Origin of the sequence: Puniceibacterium sp. IMCC21224 (assembly GCF_001038505.1) — a bacterium.
GTDB lineage: Bacteria > Pseudomonadota > Alphaproteobacteria > Rhodobacterales > Rhodobacteraceae > Puniceibacterium.
Genome location: NZ_LDPY01000001.1, coordinates 1,627,737 through 1,649,900 on the forward strand (window position 1 = coordinate 1,627,737; position 22,164 = coordinate 1,649,900).

Sequence of the window (22,164 nt, forward strand, 5' to 3'; positions counted from 1 at the left end):
ACCGCCGTCAACATCCCGTCCCAACGGCGCATTGTCGAGAGCAAGAGGCGGACGGCGACTGCCCGGAGGCCGAAAATCCCGCACCATGTTGAGACAGGAAGGGCGTATACCCCAGCGCAAGAATACCATCCCGACGTGTCGACTGTTTCAGCGGCCTGATATAGCTGACCTGAGTTGTGTATCGCGCTTCCGAAGTCGTTCTGCTGCGGATCTTGGCTGGCCCCACTTGACCCTTACCCCATCCTCCCCTAAACGACCCCATCGGCGCAGCCCCGGATTCGTCCGGGGCTTGCCTTTTTTGTTCGGCGCGGGTTTGCCCGCACTTCAGGACAGCGAAAATCGGGCACCTTCGGGGGCCTATACTCAGGCCACCTTCGGGGGGCTTTAACATAGGCGGGGGCCTGTTCCCTGCCGTCTGCTAACGGAAGACAGAAAGCATGGCACTCAAGTCGTATAAGCCGACGACGCCGGGCCAGCGCGGGCTGGTGCTGATCGACCGTTCGGAACTGTGGAAAGGACGCCCCGTCAAATCTCTTACTGAGGGTTTGACGAAATCGGGTGGCCGGAACAATACCGGACGAATCACATCGCGCCGTCGCGGTGGTGGGGCGAAACGCCTCTACCGGATCGTTGATTTCAAACGCAACAAATTAGATGTGACCGCGACCGTCGCGCGCATCGAGTATGACCCCAACCGGACCGCGTTCATCGCGCTGGTGCAGTATGACGATGGCGAGCAGGCCTATATCCTAGCGCCGCAGCGTCTGGCTATCGGCGACCGTATCGTCGCGGGTTCCAAGGTCGACATCAAGCCGGGCAACGCGATGCCGTTCTCGGGCATGCCTATCGGTACGATCATCCACAACATCGAACTGAAGCCCGGTAAGGGCGGACAGATTGCCCGCGCTGCGGGCACCTATGCCCAGTTCGTCGGTCGGGATGGCGGTTACGCCCAGATCCGCCTGTCGTCGGGTGAACTGCGTCTCGTGCGTCAGGAATGCATGGCCTCTGTCGGTGCCGTGTCGAACCCCGACAACTCGAACCAGAACTTCGGCAAGGCCGGCCGGATGCGCCATTATGGCAAACGTCCGTCTGTTCGTGGTGTCGTGATGAACCCGATCGACCACCCGCATGGTGGTGGTGAAGGTCGGACCTCGGGTGGTCGCCACCCGGTGACCCCATGGGGCAAGCCGACCAAGGGTGCCAAGACCCGTAATACCAACAAGGCCTCGCAAAAGCTGATCATCCGCTCGCGCCACGCCAAGAAGAAAGGGCGCTAAGATATGTCTCGCTCTGTTTGGAAAGGTCCCTTCGTTGATGCCTACGTGCTCAAGAAGGCCGAAGCGTCCCGCGAAAGCGGTCGCAGCGAAGTTATCAAGATCTGGTCGCGCCGCTCGACGATCCTGCCCCAGTTTGTGGGTCTGACGTTTGGTGTCTACAACGGCCGGAAACATATTCCTGTCAACGTCTCTGAGGACATGATTGGTCAGAAGTTTGGTGAATATTCGCCGACACGGACCTACACCGGTCATGCGGCAGACAAAAAAGCGAAGCGGAAGTAAGCCATGAGCAAGGATAAAAATCCCCGCCGCGTGGCAGACAACGAAGCAATGGCAAAACTGCGCATGCTTCGCACCAGCCCGCAGAAACTGAACCTGGTTGCCGCGATGATCCGTGGCAAAAAAGTTGGCAAGGCCCTGACGGACCTAACCTTCTCGAAAAAGCGGATCTCGGACGATGTGAAGAAATGCCTTCAGTCGGCCATCGCCAACGCCGAGAACAACCATAATCTGGACGTGGACGAACTGATCGTTGCCGAAGCCTATGTCGGTAAGAACCTGACGCTCAAGCGCGGTCGCCCGCGCGCACGTGGTCGGTTTGGCAAGATCGTGAAGCCGTTCTCGGAACTCACCATCCTGGTGCGTCAGATCGAGGAGCAAGCCTAATGGGTAACAAGACCAATCCGATCGGGATGCGCCTGCAGGTCAACCGGACCTGGGACAGCCGCTGGTACGCCGACACCAAGGATTATGGCAAGCTTCTGCTCGAAGATCTGGCCATCCGTGCCTTCATCCATGAAGAGTGCAAGCAGGCCGGCGTCAGCCGCGTGATCATCGAACGTCCGCACAAAAAGTGCCGCGTAACGGTGCACACTGCACGTCCGGGCGTCATCATTGGCAAGAAAGGCGCGGACATTGAGACGCTGCGCAAAAAGCTTGCTGCGATGACCAAGTCCGAGCTGCACCTCAACATCGTTGAGGTTCGCAAGCCCGAGCTTGACGCACGTCTTGTTGGCGAGAGCATCTCGCAGCAGCTCGAACGCCGGGTGTCTTTCCGTCGCGCCATGAAGCGCGCCGTTCAGAACGCCATGCGCATGGGTGCTCAGGGTATCCGGGTGAACGTTGCTGGTCGTCTCGGCGGTGCCGAGATCGCGCGTACCGAATGGTACCGCGAAGGTCGCGTTCCGCTGCACACGCTGCGTGCCGACATCGATCACGCGCATGTCGAGGCCACAACGGCCTACGGCATCATCGGGATCAAGGTCTGGATCTTCAAAGGCGAGATCATGGAGCACGACCCCCAGGCACGTGACCGCAAGGCACAAGAACTCCAGGACGGCCCGGCACCTCGCGGTGCAGGCGGTGGCCGTCGCGATGATCGGAGATAAGTCATGCTTCAGCCAAAGCGCACTAAATTCCGCAAGCAGTTCAAGGGCCGCATCAGCGGTGACGCCAAAGGCGGTTCGGACCTGAACTTTGGGACGTTTGGCCTCAAGGCCTTGCAGCCCGAGCGTGTGACAGCCCGTCAGATCGAGGCGGCTCGCCGCGCGATGACGCGCCACATGAAGCGTCAGGGCCGTGTCTGGATCCGGATCTTCCCGGATACGCCGGTAACCTCCAAGCCCACCGAAGTTCGGATGGGTAAGGGTAAAGGTTCCGTCGATTACTGGGCCTGCAAGGTCAAGCCGGGCCGGGTCATGTTCGAACTGGACGGTGTCGGAGAAGATGTTGCCCGCGAGGCTCTGCGCCTTGCCGCGATGAAATTGCCGATCAAAACCCGCGTAGTGGTCCGCGAGGACTGGTAAACCGGGTGGCGCGCCAAGTGCGCGCCCCAGCCTAAAAATTCAAAGCCCCCGTCGGGAAACCGGCGGGGGCTTTGCTGTGTGTGACCGGGGCAGGGCGCAGAAACTTGCGTGTATCGGGGCAACTAGTCCGCGATCCAGCGTTTCGCCTCGGCGAGTTGATCTGCGTCGAAATATCGGACGTCGCCTTTGATCAACTTTCTGGCCAAAAGTCTCGCCGCCTTTTCAAAGGAGTTGGTGCCAACGATGGCACATTTCTGAACCAGATTTCGGTGATCCCGCACCAGGGTGAAATGCTGCCCAAGTGCGCCAATTCCCTGCCAGCCGTCAAAGTCGCGCAGGTCCAGCAGCAGCCGAAATCCGTCATGTGCTCGGGCATATGCACTCATGTCCTGTGCTTCCTCTGCATAGACGGCAGCGTCGAGTTTGCCGCGCAACTGCACGTGCAGCACGCCGCCGCCAAGGTCGGTCTGGTGGATGCTGCCCAGTGATTCCACCAGCCAGCGGCGGGCCTCGTCCTCTTGCGACAGATCAAAGAGCATGACCGGGCAGGGCATGAACACGCTGAACGCCCGCACCGCCCGCGTTATCCCGCTCGTATCGGCAACCACGGCAATTCGGTCAAAGCCGGCCCAATGCTTCAGCCCGACCCGGGCGTCCTCGAAAATCGCGCCCAAGGTGTAATCTTCAAAGTCGCTTTCGATCCTGACCAGCAGACGGATGTTTTCATATGTGTCGATGGCGTCTTCCAGTGCCGGGATCAGGACCGCTCTGTAGTCCTCTTCAGTCACAGAGCCAGAGATCCGAAATTCGAGCAGGTTCCGGCGCGATGTTGCCATGATTTCGAGCATACAAAGTCTCCTTAAGGTGTCAGCTGCCGGGACGAGTCGCGTGCATGTTACACAGCCGTCTCGAATGCGTCTTGATCTATCGCAACCGCGCGCGGGCTTGCGCGCCCTCTCGCCATGGCGGTCGCGCTGGTCTATCACCACAGCATGTCCCAGATTGATTCCCTTTTTGTCACCCGCCTGTATCGCGCTGCACTGTCCGAACTGGGCAAACCGGTCGACATGGCCGAACTGGAAACCTCGTGTCTTTCGATTGCCGAGGATGACGAGGCCGGCCAACTCTGGTGCGAAGAGAACGGATATCCCGGCTACACCAGCTATGCTTCGCTGACGGATCTTGGCTGGCGCTTTCCGATCTTCAAGGACCTGGTCAAGGTGCTGAACAAACACGTCGCTGGTTTTACCAAGGACCTGCAATTCAATCTCGACGGCAAAAAACTCAAGCTCGAGGATATCTGGATCAATATCTTGCCCGAGGGCGGCACTCATTCCTCGCATATCCATCCGCATTCGGTGATCAGCGGTACGACCTATGTCACCATGCCCAAGGGTGCCAGCGCGATCCGGTTCGAGGATCCGCGCCTGGCGATGATGATGGCGGCACCTGCCCGAAAAAAATCAGCCCGCGATGAGCTGCGTCAGTTCATCTATGTCGCGCCAGACGTCGGTGAAGTGTTGCTGTGGGAAAGCTGGCTGCGCCACGAAGTCCCCCTGAACATGTCGGATGAAGAACGGATCAGCATCAGTTTCAACTACAGCTGGGGATAGCGGGCGGCGGCGCGCTTTTGCTTTGCGGCACATCCAAACTGGTTTGAAACCGGCTGTTTGCCGTTCCTGATCTTATGGAGCCGGGTCACAGGCGTGTGAGATTGATTCTGGCTGGATCAAGGTCGGCCTTTAAATCCCCTTGCATTTGGTATACCAAATTGACAGCTTGCGATCAGAGTGTGTCGCATCCTTGCGACCGGCGGAAGGAAATCAAGATGTCAGATACGCGCGCGCACAAACGGTTCCGGTCTCAGGAATGGTTCGACAACCCGAACAATCCGGGGATGACCGCGCTCTATATCGAGCGGTATCAGAATCAGGGGTTTACCCGTGGCGAATTACAGGGCGACCGGCCGATCATCGGTCTGGCCCAGACCGGCAGCGATCTGGCGCCGTGCAATAAGATCCATTTGTTTCTTGCCGACAGGGTCAAGGCGGGTATTCGCGACGCAGGCGGCGTGCCGATGGAATTCCCGGTGCATCCCATCCAGGAGACCGGCAAACGGCCGACTGCGGCGTTGGACCGCAATCTGGCCTATCTGTCACTGGTCGAGGTGCTGCACGGCTACCCCATCGACGGGGTGGTGCTGACAACCGGGTGTGACAAGACCACGCCCGCGATGTTGATGGGCGCGGCCACGGTCGACCTGCCGGCGATTGCACTGAACGGCGGTCCGATGCTGGATGGCTGGTGGCAGGGCAAACGTGCAGGATCTGGCACGATCATCTGGCAAAGCCGCCGGTTGCTGGCTGAGGGCAAGATTGATTACGAAGAGTTCATGGATCGCGCCTGTGCGTCGGCCCCGTCGCTGGGCCATTGTAACACGATGGGCACCGCCAGCACGATGAACGCTATGGCCGAGGCCTTGGGCATGACGCTTACTGGGTCGTCGGCCATTCCCGCGCCGTTCCGCGAACGGATGAATATGGCGTATGAGACGGGTCGCCGTATCGTGCAGATGGTGCTGGATGACCTTAAACCGTCTGACATTCTGACCCGTGCGGCCTTTGAGAATGCTATTGTCGTCAACACGGCGATTGGCGGATCAACCAACGCACCACCGCACCTTCAGGCCATTGCACGCCATGCCGGGGTCGACCTGTCGGTCAAGGATTGGGAGACCGTCGGGTTTGACGCGCCGCTGCTGGTTAACATGCAGCCGGCCGGCGAGTACCTGGGCGAAAGTTTTTTCCGCGCCGGTGGGGTGCCAGCAGTGATGGGCGAGCTGGCCAAAGCCGGGATGCTGCGCGGTGGCGCGATGACCGCGACCGGCCAGAGCATGGCCGAAAATCTGGGCAATTGGGGTAGTCGGGATACCGAAGTCATCCGCCCGGTCAGCGATCCTATGCGGCAAAAGGCCGGGTTCCTCGTGCTGTCGGGCAATCTCTTTGACTCAGCTCTGATGAAAACCTCGGTGATTTCTGCCGACTTCCGCAAGCGGTTCCTGTCAGCGCCGGGGGCAGAGGGCATCTTTGAAGGCCGTGCCGTGGTCTTTGAAGGTCCCGAGGATTACCATGACCGGATCAATGACGAGAGCCTTGAGATTGACCCCGAGACGGTGCTGTTTATTCGCGGCGTCGGCTGTGTCGGCTACCCCGGATCGGCCGAGGTGGTGAACATGCAGCCGCCCGATGCGTTGATCCGTCAGGGCATCGAACACCTGCCCACTGTGGGCGACGGGCGGCAATCGGGCACATCGGAAAGCCCATCGATCCTGAACGCCTCACCCGAGGCAGTGGTGGGTGGCGGCCTTGCGTTGCTGCAAACAGGTGACCGTATCCGGTTGGATCTGAACGCCTCGACGCTGAATGCGTTGGTCGGCGACGCAGAATGGCAGGCCCGCCGCGACGCCTGGGTGGCCCCGGTACTGCACCACCAGACCCCGTGGCAGGAAATTTACCGCACCCATGTCGGTCAGCTGGCCGAGGGCGGGTGCCTGGAACTGGCCACGGCCTATCAGCGGATCGCGCGGGATCTGCCACGCGACAATCACTAAGGAGACACCCTATGCCATCGATCATCATCACCGGAGCCGGCAGCGGCGTTGGACGTGCAACCGCCACAGCGTTTCTGGATGCAGGCTGGCAGGTCGGTCTCGTCGGACGTCGCGAACAGCCGCTGGCAGAAACGGCGGGTGGCCGCGATGCGCTGGTGCTGCCGTGCGACGTGACGGACGAAGCATCTGTCGATGCCGCCTTTGACCAGGCGGCGCAGCATTGGGGGCGCATTGACGCGTTGTTCAACAATGCCGGCGTCAGTCTTGGCGGGGCACCGATCGACGAACTGGCCGTTGCGGACATTCGCAACCTGATCGACGTGAATGTCATGGGGGCATTCATTGCGGCGCGCGCCGCCTTTGGCCAGATGCGCAAACAGGACCCACAGGGCGGGCGCATCATCAACAATGGCTCGGTGTCGGCTGCGGTTCCGCGCTGGGGGTCCGCACCCTACACGGCGTCGAAACATGCGATCACCGGCTTGACGCGCACGATCTCGCTCGATGGGCGGCCATTTGGCATCGCTTGCGGTCAGATAGACATTGGCAACGCGCTGACCGACATGGCCGCCAAGATGACCAAGGGTGTGCCGCAGGCCGATGGCTCTATGGCGGTTGAACCGGTGATGGATGTCAGCAATGTCGCGGCGTCGGTGTTGCATATGGCGTCTTTGCCGCTTGGGGCGAATGTGCAGTTCATGACCGTCATGGCAACCAACATGCCGTTCATCGGGCGCGGCTGACAGGCGGATCGCCGATATGTTTTCTGACCTTTCCGGATTTCGGTCAGGTTGATTTTGGGAAATGCCTAGCGAGGGAACGGACATGGCAAACGGCACTGTCGCAATTTTTGGCCTTGGGGCTATGGGGCTCGGTATGGCGGGTTCGCTGTTGCGGGCCGGGCTGACGACGCATGGTTTTGATGTGAACGCTGACGCGGTGGCCCGGTTTCAGGCCGCCGGTGGGGCCAAAGGCGCGCTGTCCGAGGTCGCACAGGATATTCAGGCCGTGGTGGTGGTGGTGGTGAATGCCGCCCAAACCGAGGCTGTGCTGTTCGGCGATACAGGCATAGCCGGGCAACTCTGCCCCGGTACGGTTGTTGTCGCCTGCGCGACCGTCGCGCCCGAATTCGCCCGCGACATGGGTGCACGCTGCGCCGAACTGGGGTTGCACTACCTTGATGCGCCGGTGTCAGGCGGCACGATCCGCGCGGGTGAGGGAACGTTGTCGATCCTCGCCTCGGGTTCCGCCGAGGCCTTTGCCCGCGCCCGTCCGTCGCTGGATGCGATGGCGTCGCAGGTGTTCGAACTGGGGGACGAGGTCGGCGCAGGGTCGTCGATGAAGGCGGTCAACCAGATGCTGGTTGGCATCCAGATCGCCGCCATGGCCGAGGCGCTGACATTTGGCATCACGCAGGGGGTCAAACCTGACCAGTTCCTTGAGGTGATCCGCCAATGCGCCGGCACAAGCTGGGCGCTGGAAAGCCGCGCGCCACACGTGATCGCCGGTGACTACACGCCGCTGAGCGCGGTTGACATCTGGCTCAAGGATCTGGGAATTGTGCTCGACATTGCAAAGGGCGCGAAGTTTGGAGCGCCGCTCACGGCTGCTGCGCTGCAACAATATCTGGCGGCCTCCGGCTCTGGTCTGGGGCGCGAAGATGACGCCGCAGTGGCCAAGGTCTATGCCCGCAATGCCGGTCTGACGTTGCCAGGGTCCGACTGAGGCCAGGTCAACAGCCCGTTGTATCCAAGTCCCGCATTGCCGGTGTTTTCAGAGATGTCGACCAGCGGCATCAAAGAGCATCTCGTGGGAGCTGTCCCAGGTCAGCTGTGTTGTTTCACCTTCGGATAGGAAACCATCAGACGCGCTCTGACGGGCCGTGACGATTGTGCCATCTGTCAACTTCACATGGACAAGCGTCTCTGCACCCAGCGCTTCGGTATACAGCACCGTGCCGCTGACCTTGTGATCGGTGGTGGTGATCAACAGATGCTCGGGACGGACCCCGAGGGTCACGGCATCAGCACTGGCGCCGTTTGCGAGATCTGCCGTCATAAAGTTGGTTGGCGGTGATCCGATAAACCCGGCCACAAATTCTGTGGCGGGACGGGCATAAACCTCTAGCGGCGCACCGATCTGATCGGCGACGCCGCCGTTCATCACTATCATCCGGTCCGCCAATGTCATGGCCTCGACCTGATCATGCGTCACGTAAAGCGATGTCACCCCAAGCCTGCGTTGCAGTTGCTTGATCTCTAGCCGCATTTGGACACGCAGTTTGGCGTCCAGATTGGACAGTGGTTCATCGAACAGGAACACAGCTGGCTTGCGCACAATCGCGCGGCCCATTGCAACCCGCTGACGTTGGCCGCCCGACAATTCGCGGGGGCGGCGTTTAAGGTAGGGTTCAAGTTGTAGCAGTTTGGCGGCGTCCTGCACCCGCTCTGCGATCTCGGATTTGGGACGACCGGCAATTTTGAGGCCGTAGCCCATGTTGGCCTCGACCGTCATATGCGGGTACAGGGCGTAGTTCTGAAACACCATTGCAATGTCCCGATCCATCGGCTCTAGCGTATTGACGATGCGGTCACCGATATGGACCTCACCACTGGTCACAGTCTCAAGCCCGGCCACCATGCGCAAAAGCGTGGACTTTCCACAACCTGACGGCCCGACAATCACGATGAATTCGCCATCCTTGATGTCGATGTCCACGCCGTGGATCACATCGGTCTTGCCGAACGATTTCTTGATGTTCTTTAGGCTAACGGTCGCCATTGCTATTTCTCACTATCGACAAGGCCACGGATAAACAGCCGTTGCATGCTGATGACGACAATCACAGGCGGGATCATCGCAAGGATAGAGGTCGCCATGATCACTGGCCAATCCGCGATATCGTCACCCGAGGGGAACATCTGTTTGATCCCCATGACGATGGTGTTCATCGACGGGTCCGTGGTGATCAGCAGCGGCCAGAGATATTGGTTCCAGCCATAGATAAACAGGATCACAAACAGAGCCGCCACATTGGTCCGGCTCATCGGCAGCAGAATGTCCCAAAAGAACCGCATCGGGCGTGCGCCGTCGACGCGGGCCGCTTCGGCCAGTTCATCCGGTACGGTCATAAAGAACTGGCGGAACAGGAATGTCGCCGTAGCCGAGGCTATCAGCGGAAATATCAAGCCAGAGTAGCTGTTGAGCATGCCAAAGCCTGCGACCACCTCGTAGGTTGGGACAATCCGAACCTCAACGGGCAGCATCAAGGTCAGAAAAATCAGCCAAAAGAACGCCTTGCGCCCCGGAAATCGGAAATACACGATCGCAAAGGCCGACAGCAGCGATATCGCGATTTTGCCCACGGCGATGCCCATCGCCATGATAAGCGAATTCAGCATCATCCAGGCCACGGGCGCATTGACCCCCGCCAAGAGCGCCTTGCTGTAATTCGCAAAAAACTGATCGCCCGGTAGCAGCGGCATCGGCGGGCTTACGATTTCGGGCTGAGACACTGTGGAGGCGACAAAGGCCAGCCAGATCGGGAAGAACACAAACAGCAGACCGATGATCAGACCCAGATGGGTCAGCCAGTATCCTGACCCGCGATTTTCGACCATGCCGGTACGCTGGGCCATCAGTAATGCACCCGCCGTTCGATGAACTTGAACTGAACGATTGTCAGCAGTCCAACGATGAACAGCAAAATCACAGATTGCGCCGCGGATGACCCAAGATCCTGGCCAACAAACCCATCGGAATAGACCTTGTAGACAAGGATTGTGGTGGATTGCTGTGGACCACCGCTGGTGATCGTATGGATCACGCCGAAGGTTTCGAAAAACGCATAGACGATATTGACGACCAACAAAAAGAACGTGGTCGGTGACAGCAGCGGAAACACGATGGTGCGAAAGCGGGTCCAGAAATGCGCGCCGTCTATGGCAGCAGCCTCGATCACGGATTTTGGAATTGCCTGAAGCCCGGCGAGGAAGAAAAGGAAATTATAGCTGATCCGACCCCAAGCTGAGGCGACAACGACCAGGCCCATCGCCTCTTCACCGTTCAGGACGTGGTTCCAGTCATAGCCGAGCACGCCCAGATACCACGTCACCACACCAACGCGCGTGTTGAACATGAACAGCCAAAGCACACCCGCAACAGCCGGAGCCACGGCATACGGCCAGATCAGCAGCGTCCGGTAAACGCCCGAACCTTTGATCAACCGGTCCGCCAGCAAGGCAAGGTAAAGCGCGATGCCCATAGAAACGACTGTCACAAGGATCGAAAAGACCGCCGTCGTCACAAAAGACGCACGATAATAGGCGTTGCCCAGCAAGTATTCGAAATTCCCAAGGCCGACATATCGCATCGACAAACCAAAAGGATCGGGAATGAACAGCGACTGCCAGACCGCTTGACCGGCAGGATAGAAAAAGAAGACAGCCGTGATCACGATCTGCGGAAAAATCAGCAGAAGTGGCAACCAGATGCCTTTGAAAGTGACGCGTTTTTCCATCGGGGTCAGCCGCGCCCTACGTCAGCAGGGCGCGGCCTTTTCCTTAGCGGTTTGCTTGCTCAAAGCGGCGCAGCAATTCGTTGCCACGGCTCGCAGCACTGTCCAGCGCGGCTTTGGCATCCTTGTCGCCAACCCAGACTGCCTCAAGTTCTTCGTCGATGATCGTACGGATCTGATCGAAGTTGCCCAGACGCAGACCCTTGGAGTTTTCGGTCGGCGCATTGGTGGTCATCTGAATGACCGCCACGTCGGTGCCGGGGTTCTCCTCATAGAAACCCTGCTCGCGGGTCAGTTCAGCAGCGGCGCTTGTGATCGGCAGATATCCGGTATCCTGATGCCATTGCGACTGAACTTCGGGCGAGGACAGATAGTTCAGAAAGGCCGCGACGCCCTCGTATTCCGAGTCCGTCTGACCAGCCATCACCCAAAGCGATGCACCACCGATGATGGTGTTTTGCGGCGCCTCGACCAATGCGGACCAATAGGGCAGCGGTCGTACGTCAAAGTCAAAGGTGGCTTCGGATTTGATCCCGGCGTACCCGGCAGAGCTTTCGGTGAAAAGCGCGCATTCACCGGCGCGGAAGTTGGCCCCGCCTTCGTTGCGACGCCCGGCGTAGATGAATTTTCCGTCCTTCGCCCAGTCCCCCATGGCTGCGATATGCGCGACCTGCGCGTCGCCATTCAACACCAGTTCCGTGTCCAGACCGCCAAATCCGTTCTCTTTGGTTGCAAACGGGACGTTGTGATAAGCCGACAGGTTCTCAAGGTGAATCCAGCTTTGCCACGCAGTGGTCATCGGGCAGGTGCTGCCCGCTTCTTTCAATTGGTCCAGCACCGGGCCAATGTTTTCCCATGTGGACAGGTCTGTGTCGGGGTCGATGCCGGCATCTGACAATGCAGTGCGGTTGACCCAAAGCACCGGCGTCGATGAATTGAAGGGCATCGACAGCATGTCGCCGTCACTGGTTGTGTAGTAGCCTTTGACCGATCCGATGAACGCATCGGGGTCAAAATCCGCGCCTGCGTCGGCCATCACTTCGTAGACCGGTTTGATTGCCCCTTGCGCAGCCATCATGGTTGCGGTGCCAACCTCAAAGACCATCAGGATGTCGGGCTGCTCGCCCGCGCGGAACGCAGCAATACCGGCATTCAGCGTCTCGGAATAGTTGCCCTTATGCGACGCGGTGACAATGTAGTCGGATTGTGTCGCATTAAATTCATCGACTTGTGCCGCGACCAATTCCCCGAGTCGTCCGGTAAAAGCGTGCCAAAATTCAACCTCTGTTTGTGCGGCCAAGGGTCCAGCGAGGACCGTGACCGCGGTTGAAGCGAGCAGCAATGGCTTGATGTTCATGATATTTCCCCCAGTACATCAAAATTCGTCTCCGATAACGATAAAGCCACGTCTGCCGCCTAGGCAACCTACTTGCGCAGAAACTGGGCAGGTTTGAAAAAATCCGGTTCCGGACACAAAAAAAATTGACCGCTCAGAAGGGGGGCATGTATTGTCCATTTGCCCATGCGGGCGAAAGACATCAGACCTCAGAAATCCGGCAATGTACGGGCGAATAGCAAGCGCGCGGCGCAGCAGGGGGCGCCCGGACAAAGGATGTTGGCGAGCGGTCGACCCTGACGCTTTTGTCCTGCCACAGCGCAGGTTTGGTTTTGCACCAGCAGTATGGCGGGGGAACAATTCACTCGTTGATTGATTTATGTCAAATTGATACAATCAAAGCGGTTGCGCGAATGTTGGGAATCCGTAGAGAATTTCTACGGCCTATCCACAATTTCAATATATTCTTATCCTTGGGAGCGTCCATATTATGACCAGATCCACCAAGCTCATGTTAACCGCTACTTTCATTGCCGTGCCTGCACTCACGGCGTTCGGTCAGGGGTCTTACGGCACATGCACTGATGAGGGGTGGCTGACCAAGTCGGACGCGGCGTTCGCGGCTGATTGCGCCGCCATGGCCTTTGACGGCGGACTTGAAGAGCGTCAATCGCTGGCCTGGATGTTCTTTGCGCGGGTCAATCAGTTGATCGAGGACGCCGATAATGGGGGCATGTCTGGTTCGGGACACGTGCCAGAATGGATGGCCTGGCCCACCGATCCCGACACCTTTGGCACCACCAAGCCGTTTGACTTTGAGGCCGCTCCGCGTTCGGATCTAAGGCCGAGCGCCGAGAAAAAGGATATCGAAGCAGGCCGCGTCGCCACCGCCGACCCAGATGGCGCCAACGAGGAAGTGACGCGCAACAAGATCAGCTATGATTATCTGGTCCAACGGGGCCTGACGACCAAGCTGGATGTGGCCGCCTACTTTGCCCAGAACGACTATGTCGACATGCCTGTCGGCACGATTGAGCTTAAGGCGTCGTGGTTGCAGGTGACCGAGGGCAGTCCGGTACCGGATGGCGCGCTGACCTTCAAATTCGACACCGGCGAATACTGGTGGCGCGGCCTGCACATCATGGTCAAGATGCAGTCGCTCGCGAATCCGGGTGACACCTTTTATACCGAGGACCCAAGCTGGTTCTGGACCACATTCGAGTTCAGCGACAACCCCGGTGTCGCCCATGTGCGCGACACGCTGATCACCCAGCGGGCGGAATTGCCCGAGGCCGAAATCGCCGCAATCCTCAGCGAAGCTGACCTTGCGGGGTTCGGCTTTGACTCTTATGCCCCGAACGGCACTCAGATCCGCTTTACCGTGGACGGAACGGGCGACACGCCGGTAATTCTGGGGCACACGGATATGGAGGATTTCGCCGGCAGTCCCAATACCGCGCAGCCGCAATATTGGACCGGCTTCGAGGCAAGCTGCCACAGTTGCCATGCCACGGCGGCGTATAATCCGCAAACGCGGGCCTTCTTTCCATTTTCGGTGCCGACAGGCGCGTTACACTCAGGGTACAACATGACCGACAAAACTGGCGAGGTGCGCTACTTGGGGCAAGGGTACAAGCCGCTGGACTTTATGTGGCCAATCGCGTTCCAGACCCGCTGACCTAAACGGGGCACAGCTGTGACCAAACGATCTGTCCCGCAGTATCCACGCTGCGGGACAGATCGTTTGGCAACGCCGATTGCGCGCCGTCAATATCCTTCATCCGCAGGTGCATCGCCCAGAACATAGCGTGGCCCGGCGCCCTTTCCGCCGGCAATATCGCCCTGATTGTATAGCTTGCATTGGCGCAAAGACAGGCAGCCACAGCCGATACACCCGTCCAGCCGGTCGCGTAACTCTGTCAGACCCTGAATCCGGGCGTCGAGATGATGTCGAAAGCCCCGGCTCAGGCGTGTCCAATCGGATCTGGTCGGTGTCCGACCCTCGGGTAAATGCGACATCGCCTCTCGAATCTCGGCGATGGAAAAGCCGAGCCGCTGAGAAATCATCACAAATGACAGCCTGCGAATGTCGCTGCGGGCAAAGGTCCGCCGACCACCGGCTGTCCTGTCCGGGTGCACAAGGCCCATGTCTTCGTAGTAGCGGATCGCGGAAACGGCGAGGCCCGTCCGCTGGGCGACTTCACCGATGCTGAGGTTTGCCATAACCTAAAGTATACTTGAGTTTCCGATGTCTGTCCAAGACCGAATTGTCGTCAGAATGAGCTTAAAACAAGGCGTTTGTGGAACGCATCATCTGGCGATGACTGGTTTGTTGCGTGTGCAATGAAAGCGCTCATTGCAAGGAATGCAACCGTTTGAAACGACATGGATGCTGAGCGTTCTGCTGGGTCACGCGGCGCTGCGGTATCGCCGGGGTAACACGGCAGCATCATTGGGGATTGTCGCTGTTTGAACGGAACCCCGCCTATAATTGGCATGTACTGCTGACATCGACAGCCGTAATGCTAGATCCATGACCATGCCAAGTGACCAGACCCAAATATTCATCCTCCTCGCCGCAGTTGTTGTTCTGCTGATCTGGGGGCGATTGCGCTACGATCTTGTGGCGTTTGGCGCGCTGATCCTGGCCGCCTCGCTTGGGCTTGTCCCAACCGAGGAAGTGTTTTCAGGGTTCGGGCATTCTGCGGTTGCGATCATCGCCCTTGTCCTGATTGTCAGCCGTGGTCTGTCATCATCGGGCGCGGTTGAACTGGTTGCTTCCAAACTGATCGATCCTGATCGGCCCCTGCCGCTACACATCGCCATCATCGCAGCCGTGGGCGCCGGACTATCCGCGATCATCAACAATGTGGCGGCTCTGGCCCTTCTGATGCCGCTGGACATGGAAGCGGCGAAAAAGGCAAAACGGGCGCCGGGGCGAAGCCTGATGCCGCTGTCGTTTGCCACGATCCTTGGCGGTATGATCACCCTGATCGGCACACCTCCGAACATCGTGATTTCCGAGTACCGGAGCGACGCCCTGGGCCAGCCGTTTGCGATGCTGGACTTTGCCCCGGTCGGCCTTGCTGTGGCGATTGTCGGTATATCGTTTGTGTCCATTCTGGGCTGGCGCCTACTGCCCGCTCGCACCTCAGCCGCAGAGGACGGGGGCGAAATCCGTCAAGGCCGCTACGTGGCCGAGCTTCGGGTGGGCGATCAAACATTCGAGGACGATATTCTGGTTCAGGATCTTTATCCCAAGGCCAACGAGTCCGACGTTCACATTCTCGGCCTCATCCGAAACGGCAAGAGACGACCGGGGTTTGCAACGCGTGAGACGCTGCAATCGGGCGATTTCCTTGTTGTCGAAGGCGAGCCAAAATCCATCGAGACGTTTATGGGGCAGTCCGGGCTCGAATTTGTCGGCTCGGAAAAGCACGACGGCGGCGTTACCGCGCGCGGGCTGACGCTGACGGAAACGATTGTTCCTGATGGCGCCCGCATCCAGAACCGGACCGAGCGCAGCCTGCAATTGCTCAGCCGTCATTCGGTAACCCTGCTTGGGGTGTCGCGCGAAGGGCAGCGGTTTCGGGATCGGGTCCGGCTCCTGACGATACGGGCTGGCGACGTGCTCTTGCTGCTGGGAACGCCGGAACGGGTGGCCGCCGCCACCGACTGGCTGGGTGTTCTGCCGATTGAGGGGCGCCGTACCGAGGTGATCCAGCGGACCAAGGCTGGCCTGTCCATCGGGATTTTCGTCGCCGCTGTGGGGCTTGCGGTTGCTGGCCTGTTGTCACTGACCGTCGCACTCGGCGCCGCAGTGATCGGGTATGTGGTGCTGGGACTGGTGAGTGGCCGCGAAGTTTACAATTCGATCGAATGGAAGGTGATCGTGCTTCTGGCGAGCCTTATACCGCTGGCCGAAGCGTTCGAGCGCACCGGCGGGGCCGAGACTCTGGCCAATCAGATCGCTGGTCTGACCGATGGGTATCCGGCCTGGGTCACGCTGACCGTGCTGATGGTTGTGACCATGACGATGTCGGATTTCCTGAACAATGTTGCAACGACCCTGATCGCCGCGCCGATTGCACTGTCGATTGCGTCGGCAACCGGCGCGAACCCGGATACCTACCTTATGGCGGTTGCTGTGGCCGCATCCTGTGCATTTCTTACGCCGATCGGACACAAGAACAACACGATCATCCTTGGTCCGGGCGGCTATCGTTTCTCGGATTATTGGCGGATCGGATTGCCGCTGGAGCTGTTGGTGATTGCAGTTGCGGTGCCGATGCTGCTTGTGGTTTGGCCGCTGTAGCGGTCAAACCAATATGGCGGGCGAGGCCAGATTGCGTCGCGCGTGGGCCGCGGGGCAGATCACCCTGGACACTCGAGGATATCAGCTTGTGCCGCCCATGGCCTTGTTTCAGGCGCAGTGGGGTTGCGACATTTCCCCGCCAACCCGATGCGCAATCTTGTCGGCGACATACGCCGCATCGTCTGCCACGCCTAGGAACCGTCCCGACCCCCATGTGTGCAGCCAACCCAGACCTAGAAAATAGACACCAGCCTCGTCACAGACACCACGCGTGTGAATGGGTCTGCCGCGCTCGTCCAGGCAGCTCACACGCAGCCAGCTGTAATCCGGGCGAAATCCGATGCACCACAGGATTGAGGTGATCCCCTCGGCGGCGGCGTCGATCTCGGTCGTCTCGGTTTCCGGGCGCCAGACCTTTTCAAACGGGGCTTCGACAGGGGCCTCAATCCCCTGGCGGGCAATGTGGTCGTCGATCATCGTGCGGATGCCGACATAGCTCTGATCTGCGGCATCTAGATTGGCCTCAAGATCGGGCAGAAACCGGATGGTGTTGCCCTGCATTCCCGCGACCGAACCGTAAAGGCGCAGACCATCTTTGGCAAAGCGGCGCAGGTCGATTTCGTGACCACCGTCGCGTCCGGACATATAGTGGTTGGTCTTGGCCTCGGTCGAGCGCGGATCGGGTTGCTGATCGATGGTCATGTCATAGTATTTCAACTGATGCAGCCAATCGGTCGCGTCCTTGCCGCGATACCAGCGCGGACTGCGCGGCGCCGGACCCACGGCAAGACGCACATCGCGCCCGGCGATGCGAAGATCTTCCATCAGTTGAACACCGGATTGCCCGGTACCAACGACCAGACAGGTTCCATCGGGGATATCCGACGGACGTCGGTAAGATTTCGAATGGATCTGGCGGATCGCAGGAGACAGCGCGGCGGCAAAGGGTGGAGTAATCGGGCGGTCATAGCCACCCGAGGCCACGATGACATGATCGGCAGACCAGAGGCCGTGATCGGTGTCGACCTGAAACCGCCCCTCAGGTCCGCGCTCCACCCGTGTAACGGTGACGCCTTCGCGCAGCGGGGCATCAAAACTGTCGGCAAAACCTTCGACATAGTCAATGATCTGATTCTTGAGCATAAAGCCTTCGGGATCGTCGCCGCGGTAGGGCCAGTCCGGCAGCTTGCATTGCCAGTTGGGCGTCACAAGGCAGAACGTGTCCCAGCGATCCGTCTTCCAGGAATGGAATCGCTTGTGACGTTCCAGCACGACATGGTCGATCCCGGCACGGCACAGGTGATACGACGCTGACATGCCCGCCTGACCAGCGCCGACGATTGCGACGGTGACAGAGGTCCGGGCGTCCGGCGTTAGCTGATGGACAGACATAATACACTCTCCTCGGGGGTATAGCGTTTGGCTGAGGCGGCGATCCGCGCGGCCTGGGCATCGGCGCGGCTGCACCGATAGCCGAATTTCGCCTCAACCCGCCGCGCCGCGTGGTCAAGCGCGGTTGTGCTGCGCGCGTGAAAGTCGTCGACCCGGTAAGTCTGCCCGGCCAGGAGATGCTGGTGAATCGCGGTTGAGGGCGAATAGCAGTCCTCTTCCTGACCATCGGGCCAGCGGATGCGAAAGATCGCTTCAGGCAACGGCTGTCTCCTTTTTTTCCGGGCCAAGTCCAAGGTAGGGGTGGGCGGCGTGATCCCAGACCACGTGGTGTGTCGCCCCATCGCTCAGCGACAGGGTGCTGCCGGCAGTCACGCTGCCGATCACCGCCGCGCCGATATCGCGCGCTTGGAAACGGTGCAGCACGGTGTCGGCGTTTTCGGGGCGGGCAGTCAGCAGAAAGCCAAAACTGGGGAATGCGGTCATCCACCGGGTCAGATCGCCATCGGGCGGAGTGATGTCACCCGGCGTGATGCGGATACCGACGCCTGAGCATTCCGCCAACATCAGTGCTGTGCCTGCGATGCCACCCTGGCTGATGTCCTTGCCGGCGGTGGCTAATCCATCCTCGGCCAGAGTCGGCAGCAGATCCATGTCGCCACGCAGCCGCGCAGCGGGGGTGTTAAGGAACGCGGGGAAATTGTCGCTGTCGCCGGCATACGCGCCGCGCTGGTCGGTTGCGGCGATCAGCACGTCGCCGGGGCGTGCGTCAAAGCTGGTGATGAGTGCCCGCGCACGCCCCCAGATCGCTGCCGCCAGTTGCGGCTGGTCCGTGCGCAAATTGGTGTGCCCGCCGACGATGGGCACGCCGTAGGTTTCAGAGGCGTCGCGCATTCCGCGCAGGATCTCTTGGGCGGTTGCGGCGTCGGGGGCCCAAAGCGCATTGGTCGCCGCCGTCGGACGCCCGCCCATGGCGAGGATATCCGACACATTGACCATCACCGCGCACCAACCCGCAAACCACGGCGCAGCGGCCACGAAATCATTCATGAACCCCTCGGTCGCCATCAACTGCCAGCCGTCGGCGTCGGGTATAGCGGCGGCGTCGTCACCGGGGCGGCCAGGGCTGTTCTGTGACAGACCCAGCGCGGCACAGGCGACGTCGATGTCGCGTTTGCCCGTGATATGCGGGTGTGTGGCCAGCGCCGCAGCAAGGGCGGTCAGGTCCGTCATGCGGCCCGCCTGCGTGTCAGCGACATCCAGCCCCGTGCCGGATCGGCGATTGGTGGATAATACGCCAGATCGGCCTGCATTTTCATGTGCGGGTGACCGTGCAGGTCCTGCTGGCCCAGAGGCACCCAGTTCAGTTTCTCGAACAGGGGTACGTTTTGCATCTGGACGTGGGCGAGGAATTGTTCGCACCCGCGCCCATGGGCCGTGCCAACCGCAAGGCGGATCAATTCCGCCCCCAACCGCCCGACGCGGCGGTAATCCGGGGCAACCGCAAGACGCGACCCCCACCATATCCCCGGGGGGACTTCGTGGATGCGGACGGTGCCCACAACCTCGTCGGCCTCTGACGCCATGGTCGAGATCGCGACAAGCGGCAGTGCGGTCTTGTCGATTTGATCGCGGTCGTGCCCTTCAAAGATGCCCTGTTCAGTCACAAAGGTGCGATGGCGCAGAGAGGCCGCGCCGCCGATCTCCCAGCTTTCGGTGGCGAGGCGGATCAGGAATTCCGGGGTTACAAAGGCGGCGGGGCGTTCGATGATCATGACACGGCCCGTTCCAGCGCAGGCTTTTTGAACTTTTCAAACGCCGACAGGGCCGAGCACGCGCCGCAGCGTCCACAGCCCGCTTTGATATCCTCGGCCCGCATACCCTGATCGACGATCATCTGCGATAGGGGGCCCAACACCCGGTGCATGAAGTCCGCTGTGGGGGCCGGGTGGCTTTCCAACGGCGTGCCGGTGACGGGAACAAAGGGCACAACAAAAGGGTAAACGCCGATTGCCGTCAGCCGTTCGCACATCGACAGGATCGCCTCTTCGGTGTCGCCCAGCCCTGCGAGGATGTAGGTCGACACCTGGCCCCAGCCGAAAACCTCAACCGCGGCTGCAAAGCTGTCAAAGTATTTTGACACCGGAACCTGTGCTTTGCCGGGCATGATCTGATCGCGCAGCGCTGGCGTGACCACTTCAAGATGCATACCAAGGCTGTCGATGCCCGCGTCCTTCATTCGTCTGTGCCAGACATCATCCTCGGGCGGTTCGCACTGGCCTTGCAGCGGTAAATCGACGGCGGCGCGGATCGCGGCGGCACTTTCGGCCAGCACCTTGGCACCGCGATCCTTGCCAGCCGGGGTGCCGGTGGTCAGCACCATATGCTTGACCCCGTCCAGCAGCACGGCGGCGCGGGCGACTTCGGCCAGTTGGGCCGGGGATTTGTGGGCGATGGTCCGACCGGCGGCCAGGCTTTGACCAATGGCGCAGAACTTGCAGGTCTTCTTGCGGCTCTCGTAGCGGATGCAGGTTTGCAGCACCGTTGTCGCCAGCACGTCTTTGGCATGCAACTGCGCGATATGGCCATAAGGCACGCCCTCGGCCGTCGAAAGATCAAGGAACTTTGCCCGCTGCGGAAACTGGACATCAGCAAAAAACGCACCGTTCTTAAGCACACGCGCATGGCCTGCGGCGTCGGGGGCTTCGACGATATAGGGCGATTCAAACGCTGTGGCGGTATGGACCGGAATCATCACGGTCATGTTGTTGATGGTCACAGCCTTGTGGTCCGTCGGGCCAGCACCGCCGCGGCGGCTGTCAGCGCCGGCACGCGGATCAATCAGGCGCATGCCGCGGGTTTGCAGGTCGTTGATGATGTCGCCAGTCTGCATGTCAGTCCTCCAGGGGGATCGGCTGAAATTTTGGCCCAGACGCGGTTGCGTGCCGGGTCGGCGTCAGGTCAGTATTATGGTGCAGGGACAGCAGCTCAGGCCGTGCGTAATGGCCGACGGAATCCATCATCCGCTTGCGCTTGGTCACCAGCGCCATGTCGAGGTCGCCATAAAGTATACCCTCGCCCGAGGTCAGCGGAGGGACGACATGACGACCCTCGGGCGTGACAATGCAGGTCATGCAGCCGTCGCGCAGCGCCTTTTGCAGCGCCGGGTCGGGTGTCACGCTGTCGATCTGCGCATCGGTCAGCCAGCCCGTGGCATTGACCACAAAACAGCCGGATTCCAGCGCGTGGTGGCGCATTGTCACTTCGATCTGTTCAGCAAAGATCGGCCCCACGAGTGAGCCGGGAAACTGCGCGACGTGAATTTCCTCGTGTTGGGTCATCAGGGCATAGCGGGCCAGCGGGTTGTAATGTTCCCAACAGGCCAGTGCACCGACGCGGCCGACACGGGTGCCCACGACTTGTAACCCAGCGCCATCGCCCTGTCCCCAGACCATGCGTTCGTGATAGGTCGGCGTGATCTTGCGCCGCTTTAATAGCAGCGTGCCATCCGCGTCAAAGATCAGCTGCGCATTATACAGCGATCCGTGATCGCGTTCATTCACGCCCAGCACCACAACGACGCCGTGATGGGCGCAGCGCTCGGCGACGCGACGCGTTTCGTCAGACGGGACCGTCACTGCCTGCTCATACAGATGCAAATGCGGTTTGCCCTGTTGGCAAGGCGGCAGAACGAACGAGAAATAGGGGTAGAACGGAACAAAGGTTTCGGGAAATACGATCAGGTCAGCCCCATGGCCTGCGGCCTCGTCGATGGCATCCAGAACGCGGGCCATCGTCTTGTCGCGGCTGGTCAGATCGGGGGCGATCTGGACGGCGGCGGCTTTGATGATGGGGGACATGGCGCTTCCAATCCGAATGGTGGCCGGGGCCTGCGCGGCCCCGGCGGACAATC

General features: G+C 60.1%; 23 protein-coding genes. 11 read left to right on the plus strand and 12 right to left on the minus strand.

The window, feature by feature from the left end; translation table 11 throughout:
* Nucleotides 1–437: 437 nt before the first annotated feature.
* The 5 genes from rplB to rplP are packed head-to-tail and all read left to right on the plus strand — an operon-like array spanning nucleotide 438 to nucleotide 3,085.
* The gene (rplB, locus tag IMCC21224_RS07470; RefSeq protein ID WP_047994814.1) at nucleotides 438–1,280 is read left to right on the plus strand and encodes a 50S ribosomal protein L2; all 843 of its coding nucleotides are present in this window, start codon (nucleotides 438–440) and stop codon (nucleotides 1,278–1,280) included.
* A gap of 3 nt (nucleotides 1,281–1,283) precedes the next feature.
* Nucleotides 1,284–1,562 (plus strand): 30S ribosomal protein S19, encoded by a 279-nt coding sequence (gene rpsS, locus IMCC21224_RS07475; RefSeq protein ID WP_047994815.1) that lies wholly within the window; start codon nucleotides 1,284–1,286, stop codon nucleotides 1,560–1,562.
* A 3-nt stretch (nucleotides 1,563–1,565) separates the two neighbouring features.
* The gene (gene rplV / locus IMCC21224_RS07480) at nucleotides 1,566–1,946 is read left to right on the plus strand and encodes a 50S ribosomal protein L22 (protein WP_047994816.1); all 381 of its coding nucleotides are present in this window, start codon (nucleotides 1,566–1,568) and stop codon (nucleotides 1,944–1,946) included.
* Nucleotides 1,946–2,668: a 30S ribosomal protein S3 gene (gene rpsC, locus IMCC21224_RS07485; RefSeq protein ID WP_047994817.1), complete on the plus strand. Its 723-nt coding sequence runs from the start codon at nucleotides 1,946–1,948 to the stop codon at nucleotides 2,666–2,668. The genes rplV and rpsC overlap by 1 nt, the downstream gene beginning before the upstream one ends.
* A gap of 3 nt (nucleotides 2,669–2,671) precedes the next feature.
* Nucleotides 2,672–3,085, plus strand: coding sequence for a 50S ribosomal protein L16 (gene rplP / locus IMCC21224_RS07490; RefSeq protein WP_047994818.1), 414 nt, complete (start codon nucleotides 2,672–2,674; stop codon nucleotides 3,083–3,085).
* A 122-nt stretch (nucleotides 3,086–3,207) separates the two neighbouring features.
* Here the strand turns inward: rplP and IMCC21224_RS07495 are convergent, their stop codons facing one another.
* Complete coding sequence (locus tag IMCC21224_RS07495) at nucleotides 3,208–3,933, minus strand: STAS/SEC14 domain-containing protein (RefSeq protein WP_047994819.1); 726 nt, start codon at nucleotides 3,931–3,933, stop codon at nucleotides 3,208–3,210.
* 144 nt (nucleotides 3,934–4,077) lie between these two features.
* Between IMCC21224_RS07495 and IMCC21224_RS07500 the strand changes: the two genes are divergently transcribed.
* The 4 genes from IMCC21224_RS07500 (at nucleotide 4,078) to ltnD (ending at nucleotide 8,420) form a co-directional block, all read left to right on the plus strand.
* Nucleotides 4,078–4,698, plus strand: a complete 621-nt coding sequence (locus IMCC21224_RS07500) for a 2OG-Fe(II) oxygenase family protein (RefSeq protein WP_047996951.1) — start codon at nucleotides 4,078–4,080, stop codon at nucleotides 4,696–4,698.
* Nucleotides 4,699–4,913: 215 nt separating this feature from the next.
* The gene (locus IMCC21224_RS07505) at nucleotides 4,914–6,695 is read left to right on the plus strand and encodes an IlvD/Edd family dehydratase (protein WP_047994820.1); all 1,782 of its coding nucleotides are present in this window, start codon (nucleotides 4,914–4,916) and stop codon (nucleotides 6,693–6,695) included.
* An 11-nt stretch (nucleotides 6,696–6,706) separates the two neighbouring features.
* A complete protein-coding gene (locus IMCC21224_RS07510; protein ID WP_047994821.1) occupies nucleotides 6,707–7,438 on the plus strand; it encodes an SDR family oxidoreductase in 732 nt (243 codons plus the stop codon).
* A gap of 82 nt (nucleotides 7,439–7,520) precedes the next feature.
* Entirely contained in the window at nucleotides 7,521–8,420 is a 900-nt protein-coding gene (gene ltnD / locus IMCC21224_RS07515) for an L-threonate dehydrogenase (protein WP_047994822.1), read from the plus strand.
* Nucleotides 8,421–8,468: 48 nt separating this feature from the next.
* Here the strand turns inward: ltnD and ugpC are convergent, their stop codons facing one another.
* Genes ugpC through ugpB form a run of 4 tightly spaced genes read right to left on the minus strand, consistent with a single transcriptional unit; the run spans nucleotide 8,469 to nucleotide 12,568 of the window.
* Nucleotides 8,469–9,476 (minus strand): sn-glycerol-3-phosphate ABC transporter ATP-binding protein UgpC, encoded by a 1,008-nt coding sequence (gene ugpC / locus IMCC21224_RS07520; RefSeq protein ID WP_047994823.1) that lies wholly within the window; start codon nucleotides 9,474–9,476, stop codon nucleotides 8,469–8,471.
* Between the two features lie 2 nt (nucleotides 9,477–9,478).
* Nucleotides 9,479–10,315 (minus strand): sn-glycerol-3-phosphate ABC transporter permease UgpE, encoded by an 837-nt coding sequence (ugpE, locus tag IMCC21224_RS07525; RefSeq protein ID WP_047996952.1) that lies wholly within the window; start codon nucleotides 10,313–10,315, stop codon nucleotides 9,479–9,481.
* 17 nt (nucleotides 10,316–10,332) lie between these two features.
* Complete coding sequence (gene ugpA, locus IMCC21224_RS07530; RefSeq protein ID WP_047994824.1) at nucleotides 10,333–11,214, minus strand: sn-glycerol-3-phosphate ABC transporter permease UgpA; 882 nt, start codon at nucleotides 11,212–11,214, stop codon at nucleotides 10,333–10,335.
* Nucleotides 11,215–11,257: 43 nt separating this feature from the next.
* Nucleotides 11,258–12,568, minus strand: a complete 1,311-nt coding sequence (gene ugpB / locus IMCC21224_RS07535; RefSeq protein WP_156178171.1) for a sn-glycerol-3-phosphate ABC transporter substrate-binding protein UgpB — start codon at nucleotides 12,566–12,568, stop codon at nucleotides 11,258–11,260.
* 469 nt (nucleotides 12,569–13,037) lie between these two features.
* Between ugpB and IMCC21224_RS07540 the strand changes: the two genes are divergently transcribed.
* Nucleotides 13,038–14,225 (plus strand): hypothetical protein, encoded by a 1,188-nt coding sequence (locus IMCC21224_RS07540; RefSeq protein WP_156178173.1) that lies wholly within the window; start codon nucleotides 13,038–13,040, stop codon nucleotides 14,223–14,225.
* Between the two features lie 89 nt (nucleotides 14,226–14,314).
* On the opposite strand, the gene soxR is transcribed toward IMCC21224_RS07540, so the two are convergent.
* Entirely contained in the window at nucleotides 14,315–14,770 is a 456-nt protein-coding gene (gene soxR / locus IMCC21224_RS07545; protein ID WP_047994826.1) for a redox-sensitive transcriptional activator SoxR, read from the minus strand.
* Between the two features lie 310 nt (nucleotides 14,771–15,080).
* Between soxR and IMCC21224_RS07550 the strand changes: the two genes are divergently transcribed.
* Nucleotides 15,081–16,862 (plus strand): SLC13 family permease, encoded by a 1,782-nt coding sequence (locus tag IMCC21224_RS07550; protein ID WP_369796013.1) that lies wholly within the window; start codon nucleotides 15,081–15,083, stop codon nucleotides 16,860–16,862.
* Between the two features lie 108 nt (nucleotides 16,863–16,970).
* Here IMCC21224_RS07550 and IMCC21224_RS07555 read toward each other — a convergent pair whose 3' ends face one another.
* The 6 genes from IMCC21224_RS07555 to IMCC21224_RS07580 are packed head-to-tail and all read right to left on the minus strand — an operon-like array spanning nucleotide 16,971 to nucleotide 22,111.
* Entirely contained in the window at nucleotides 16,971–18,254 is a 1,284-nt protein-coding gene (locus IMCC21224_RS07555) for an MSMEG_0569 family flavin-dependent oxidoreductase (protein ID WP_047994828.1), read from the minus strand.
* The gene (locus tag IMCC21224_RS07560; RefSeq protein WP_047994829.1) at nucleotides 18,236–18,514 is read right to left on the minus strand and encodes an MSMEG_0570 family nitrogen starvation response protein; all 279 of its coding nucleotides are present in this window, start codon (nucleotides 18,512–18,514) and stop codon (nucleotides 18,236–18,238) included. Before IMCC21224_RS07560 ends, IMCC21224_RS07555 begins: the two co-directional genes overlap by 19 nt.
* On the minus strand, nucleotides 18,507–19,484 hold the full coding sequence (locus IMCC21224_RS07565) for a sll0787 family AIR synthase-like protein (protein ID WP_047994830.1): 978 nt from the start codon (nucleotides 19,482–19,484) through the stop codon (nucleotides 18,507–18,509). Before IMCC21224_RS07565 ends, IMCC21224_RS07560 begins: the two co-directional genes overlap by 8 nt.
* On the minus strand, nucleotides 19,481–20,026 hold the full coding sequence (locus IMCC21224_RS07570) for an MSMEG_0567/Sll0786 family nitrogen starvation N-acetyltransferase (protein ID WP_047994831.1): 546 nt from the start codon (nucleotides 20,024–20,026) through the stop codon (nucleotides 19,481–19,483). The genes IMCC21224_RS07565 and IMCC21224_RS07570 overlap by 4 nt, the downstream gene beginning before the upstream one ends.
* Entirely contained in the window at nucleotides 20,023–21,144 is a 1,122-nt protein-coding gene (locus IMCC21224_RS07575; RefSeq protein ID WP_047994832.1) for an MSMEG_0568 family radical SAM protein, read from the minus strand. Before IMCC21224_RS07575 ends, IMCC21224_RS07570 begins: the two co-directional genes overlap by 4 nt.
* A gap of 1 nt (nucleotide 21,145) precedes the next feature.
* Nucleotides 21,146–22,111, minus strand: coding sequence for a Nit6803 family nitrilase (locus IMCC21224_RS07580; protein WP_047996954.1), 966 nt, complete (start codon nucleotides 22,109–22,111; stop codon nucleotides 21,146–21,148).
* Between the last annotated feature and the right edge of the window lie 53 nt (nucleotides 22,112–22,164).

What these genes read in the sequence shown, in the direction of transcription:
- IMCC21224_RS07500 (WP_047996951.1), top strand. Translation starts at nt 4,078, where the DNA reads ATGTCCCAGATTGATTCCCTTTTTGTCACCCGCCTGTATCGCGCTGCA.
- soxR (WP_047994826.1), bottom strand. Translation starts at nt 14,770, where the DNA reads ATGGCAAACCTCAGCATCGGTGAAGTCGCCCAGCGGACGGGCCTCGCC.
- rpsC (WP_047994817.1), top strand. Translation starts at nt 1,946, where the DNA reads ATGGGTAACAAGACCAATCCGATCGGGATGCGCCTGCAGGTCAACCGG.
- ugpB (WP_156178171.1), bottom strand. Translation starts at nt 12,568, where the DNA reads ATGAACATCAAGCCATTGCTGCTCGCTTCAACCGCGGTCACGGTCCTC.
- rplP (WP_047994818.1), top strand. Translation starts at nt 2,672, where the DNA reads ATGCTTCAGCCAAAGCGCACTAAATTCCGCAAGCAGTTCAAGGGCCGC.
- IMCC21224_RS07495 (WP_047994819.1), bottom strand. Translation starts at nt 3,933, where the DNA reads ATGCTCGAAATCATGGCAACATCGCGCCGGAACCTGCTCGAATTTCGG.
- ugpC (WP_047994823.1), bottom strand. Translation starts at nt 9,476, where the DNA reads ATGGCGACCGTTAGCCTAAAGAACATCAAGAAATCGTTCGGCAAGACC.
- rplB (WP_047994814.1), top strand. Translation starts at nt 438, where the DNA reads ATGGCACTCAAGTCGTATAAGCCGACGACGCCGGGCCAGCGCGGGCTG.
- IMCC21224_RS07510 (WP_047994821.1), top strand. Translation starts at nt 6,707, where the DNA reads ATGCCATCGATCATCATCACCGGAGCCGGCAGCGGCGTTGGACGTGCA.
- IMCC21224_RS07570 (WP_047994831.1), bottom strand. Translation starts at nt 20,026, where the DNA reads ATGATCATCGAACGCCCCGCCGCCTTTGTAACCCCGGAATTCCTGATC.
- rplV (WP_047994816.1), top strand. Translation starts at nt 1,566, where the DNA reads ATGAGCAAGGATAAAAATCCCCGCCGCGTGGCAGACAACGAAGCAATG.
- rpsS (WP_047994815.1), top strand. Translation starts at nt 1,284, where the DNA reads ATGTCTCGCTCTGTTTGGAAAGGTCCCTTCGTTGATGCCTACGTGCTC.
- ugpE (WP_047996952.1), bottom strand. Translation starts at nt 10,315, where the DNA reads ATGGTCGAAAATCGCGGGTCAGGATACTGGCTGACCCATCTGGGTCTG.
- IMCC21224_RS07565 (WP_047994830.1), bottom strand. Translation starts at nt 19,484, where the DNA reads ATGACGGACCTGACCGCCCTTGCTGCGGCGCTGGCCACACACCCGCAT.
- IMCC21224_RS07540 (WP_156178173.1), top strand. Translation starts at nt 13,038, where the DNA reads ATGACCAGATCCACCAAGCTCATGTTAACCGCTACTTTCATTGCCGTG.
- IMCC21224_RS07580 (WP_047996954.1), bottom strand. Translation starts at nt 22,111, where the DNA reads ATGTCCCCCATCATCAAAGCCGCCGCCGTCCAGATCGCCCCCGATCTG.
- ugpA (WP_047994824.1), bottom strand. Translation starts at nt 11,214, where the DNA reads ATGGAAAAACGCGTCACTTTCAAAGGCATCTGGTTGCCACTTCTGCTG.
- ltnD (WP_047994822.1), top strand. Translation starts at nt 7,521, where the DNA reads ATGGCAAACGGCACTGTCGCAATTTTTGGCCTTGGGGCTATGGGGCTC.
- IMCC21224_RS07575 (WP_047994832.1), bottom strand. Translation starts at nt 21,144, where the DNA reads ATGCAGACTGGCGACATCATCAACGACCTGCAAACCCGCGGCATGCGC.
- IMCC21224_RS07555 (WP_047994828.1), bottom strand. Translation starts at nt 18,254, where the DNA reads ATGTCTGTCCATCAGCTAACGCCGGACGCCCGGACCTCTGTCACCGTC.
- IMCC21224_RS07550 (WP_369796013.1), top strand. Translation starts at nt 15,081, where the DNA reads ATGACCATGCCAAGTGACCAGACCCAAATATTCATCCTCCTCGCCGCA.
- IMCC21224_RS07505 (WP_047994820.1), top strand. Translation starts at nt 4,914, where the DNA reads ATGTCAGATACGCGCGCGCACAAACGGTTCCGGTCTCAGGAATGGTTC.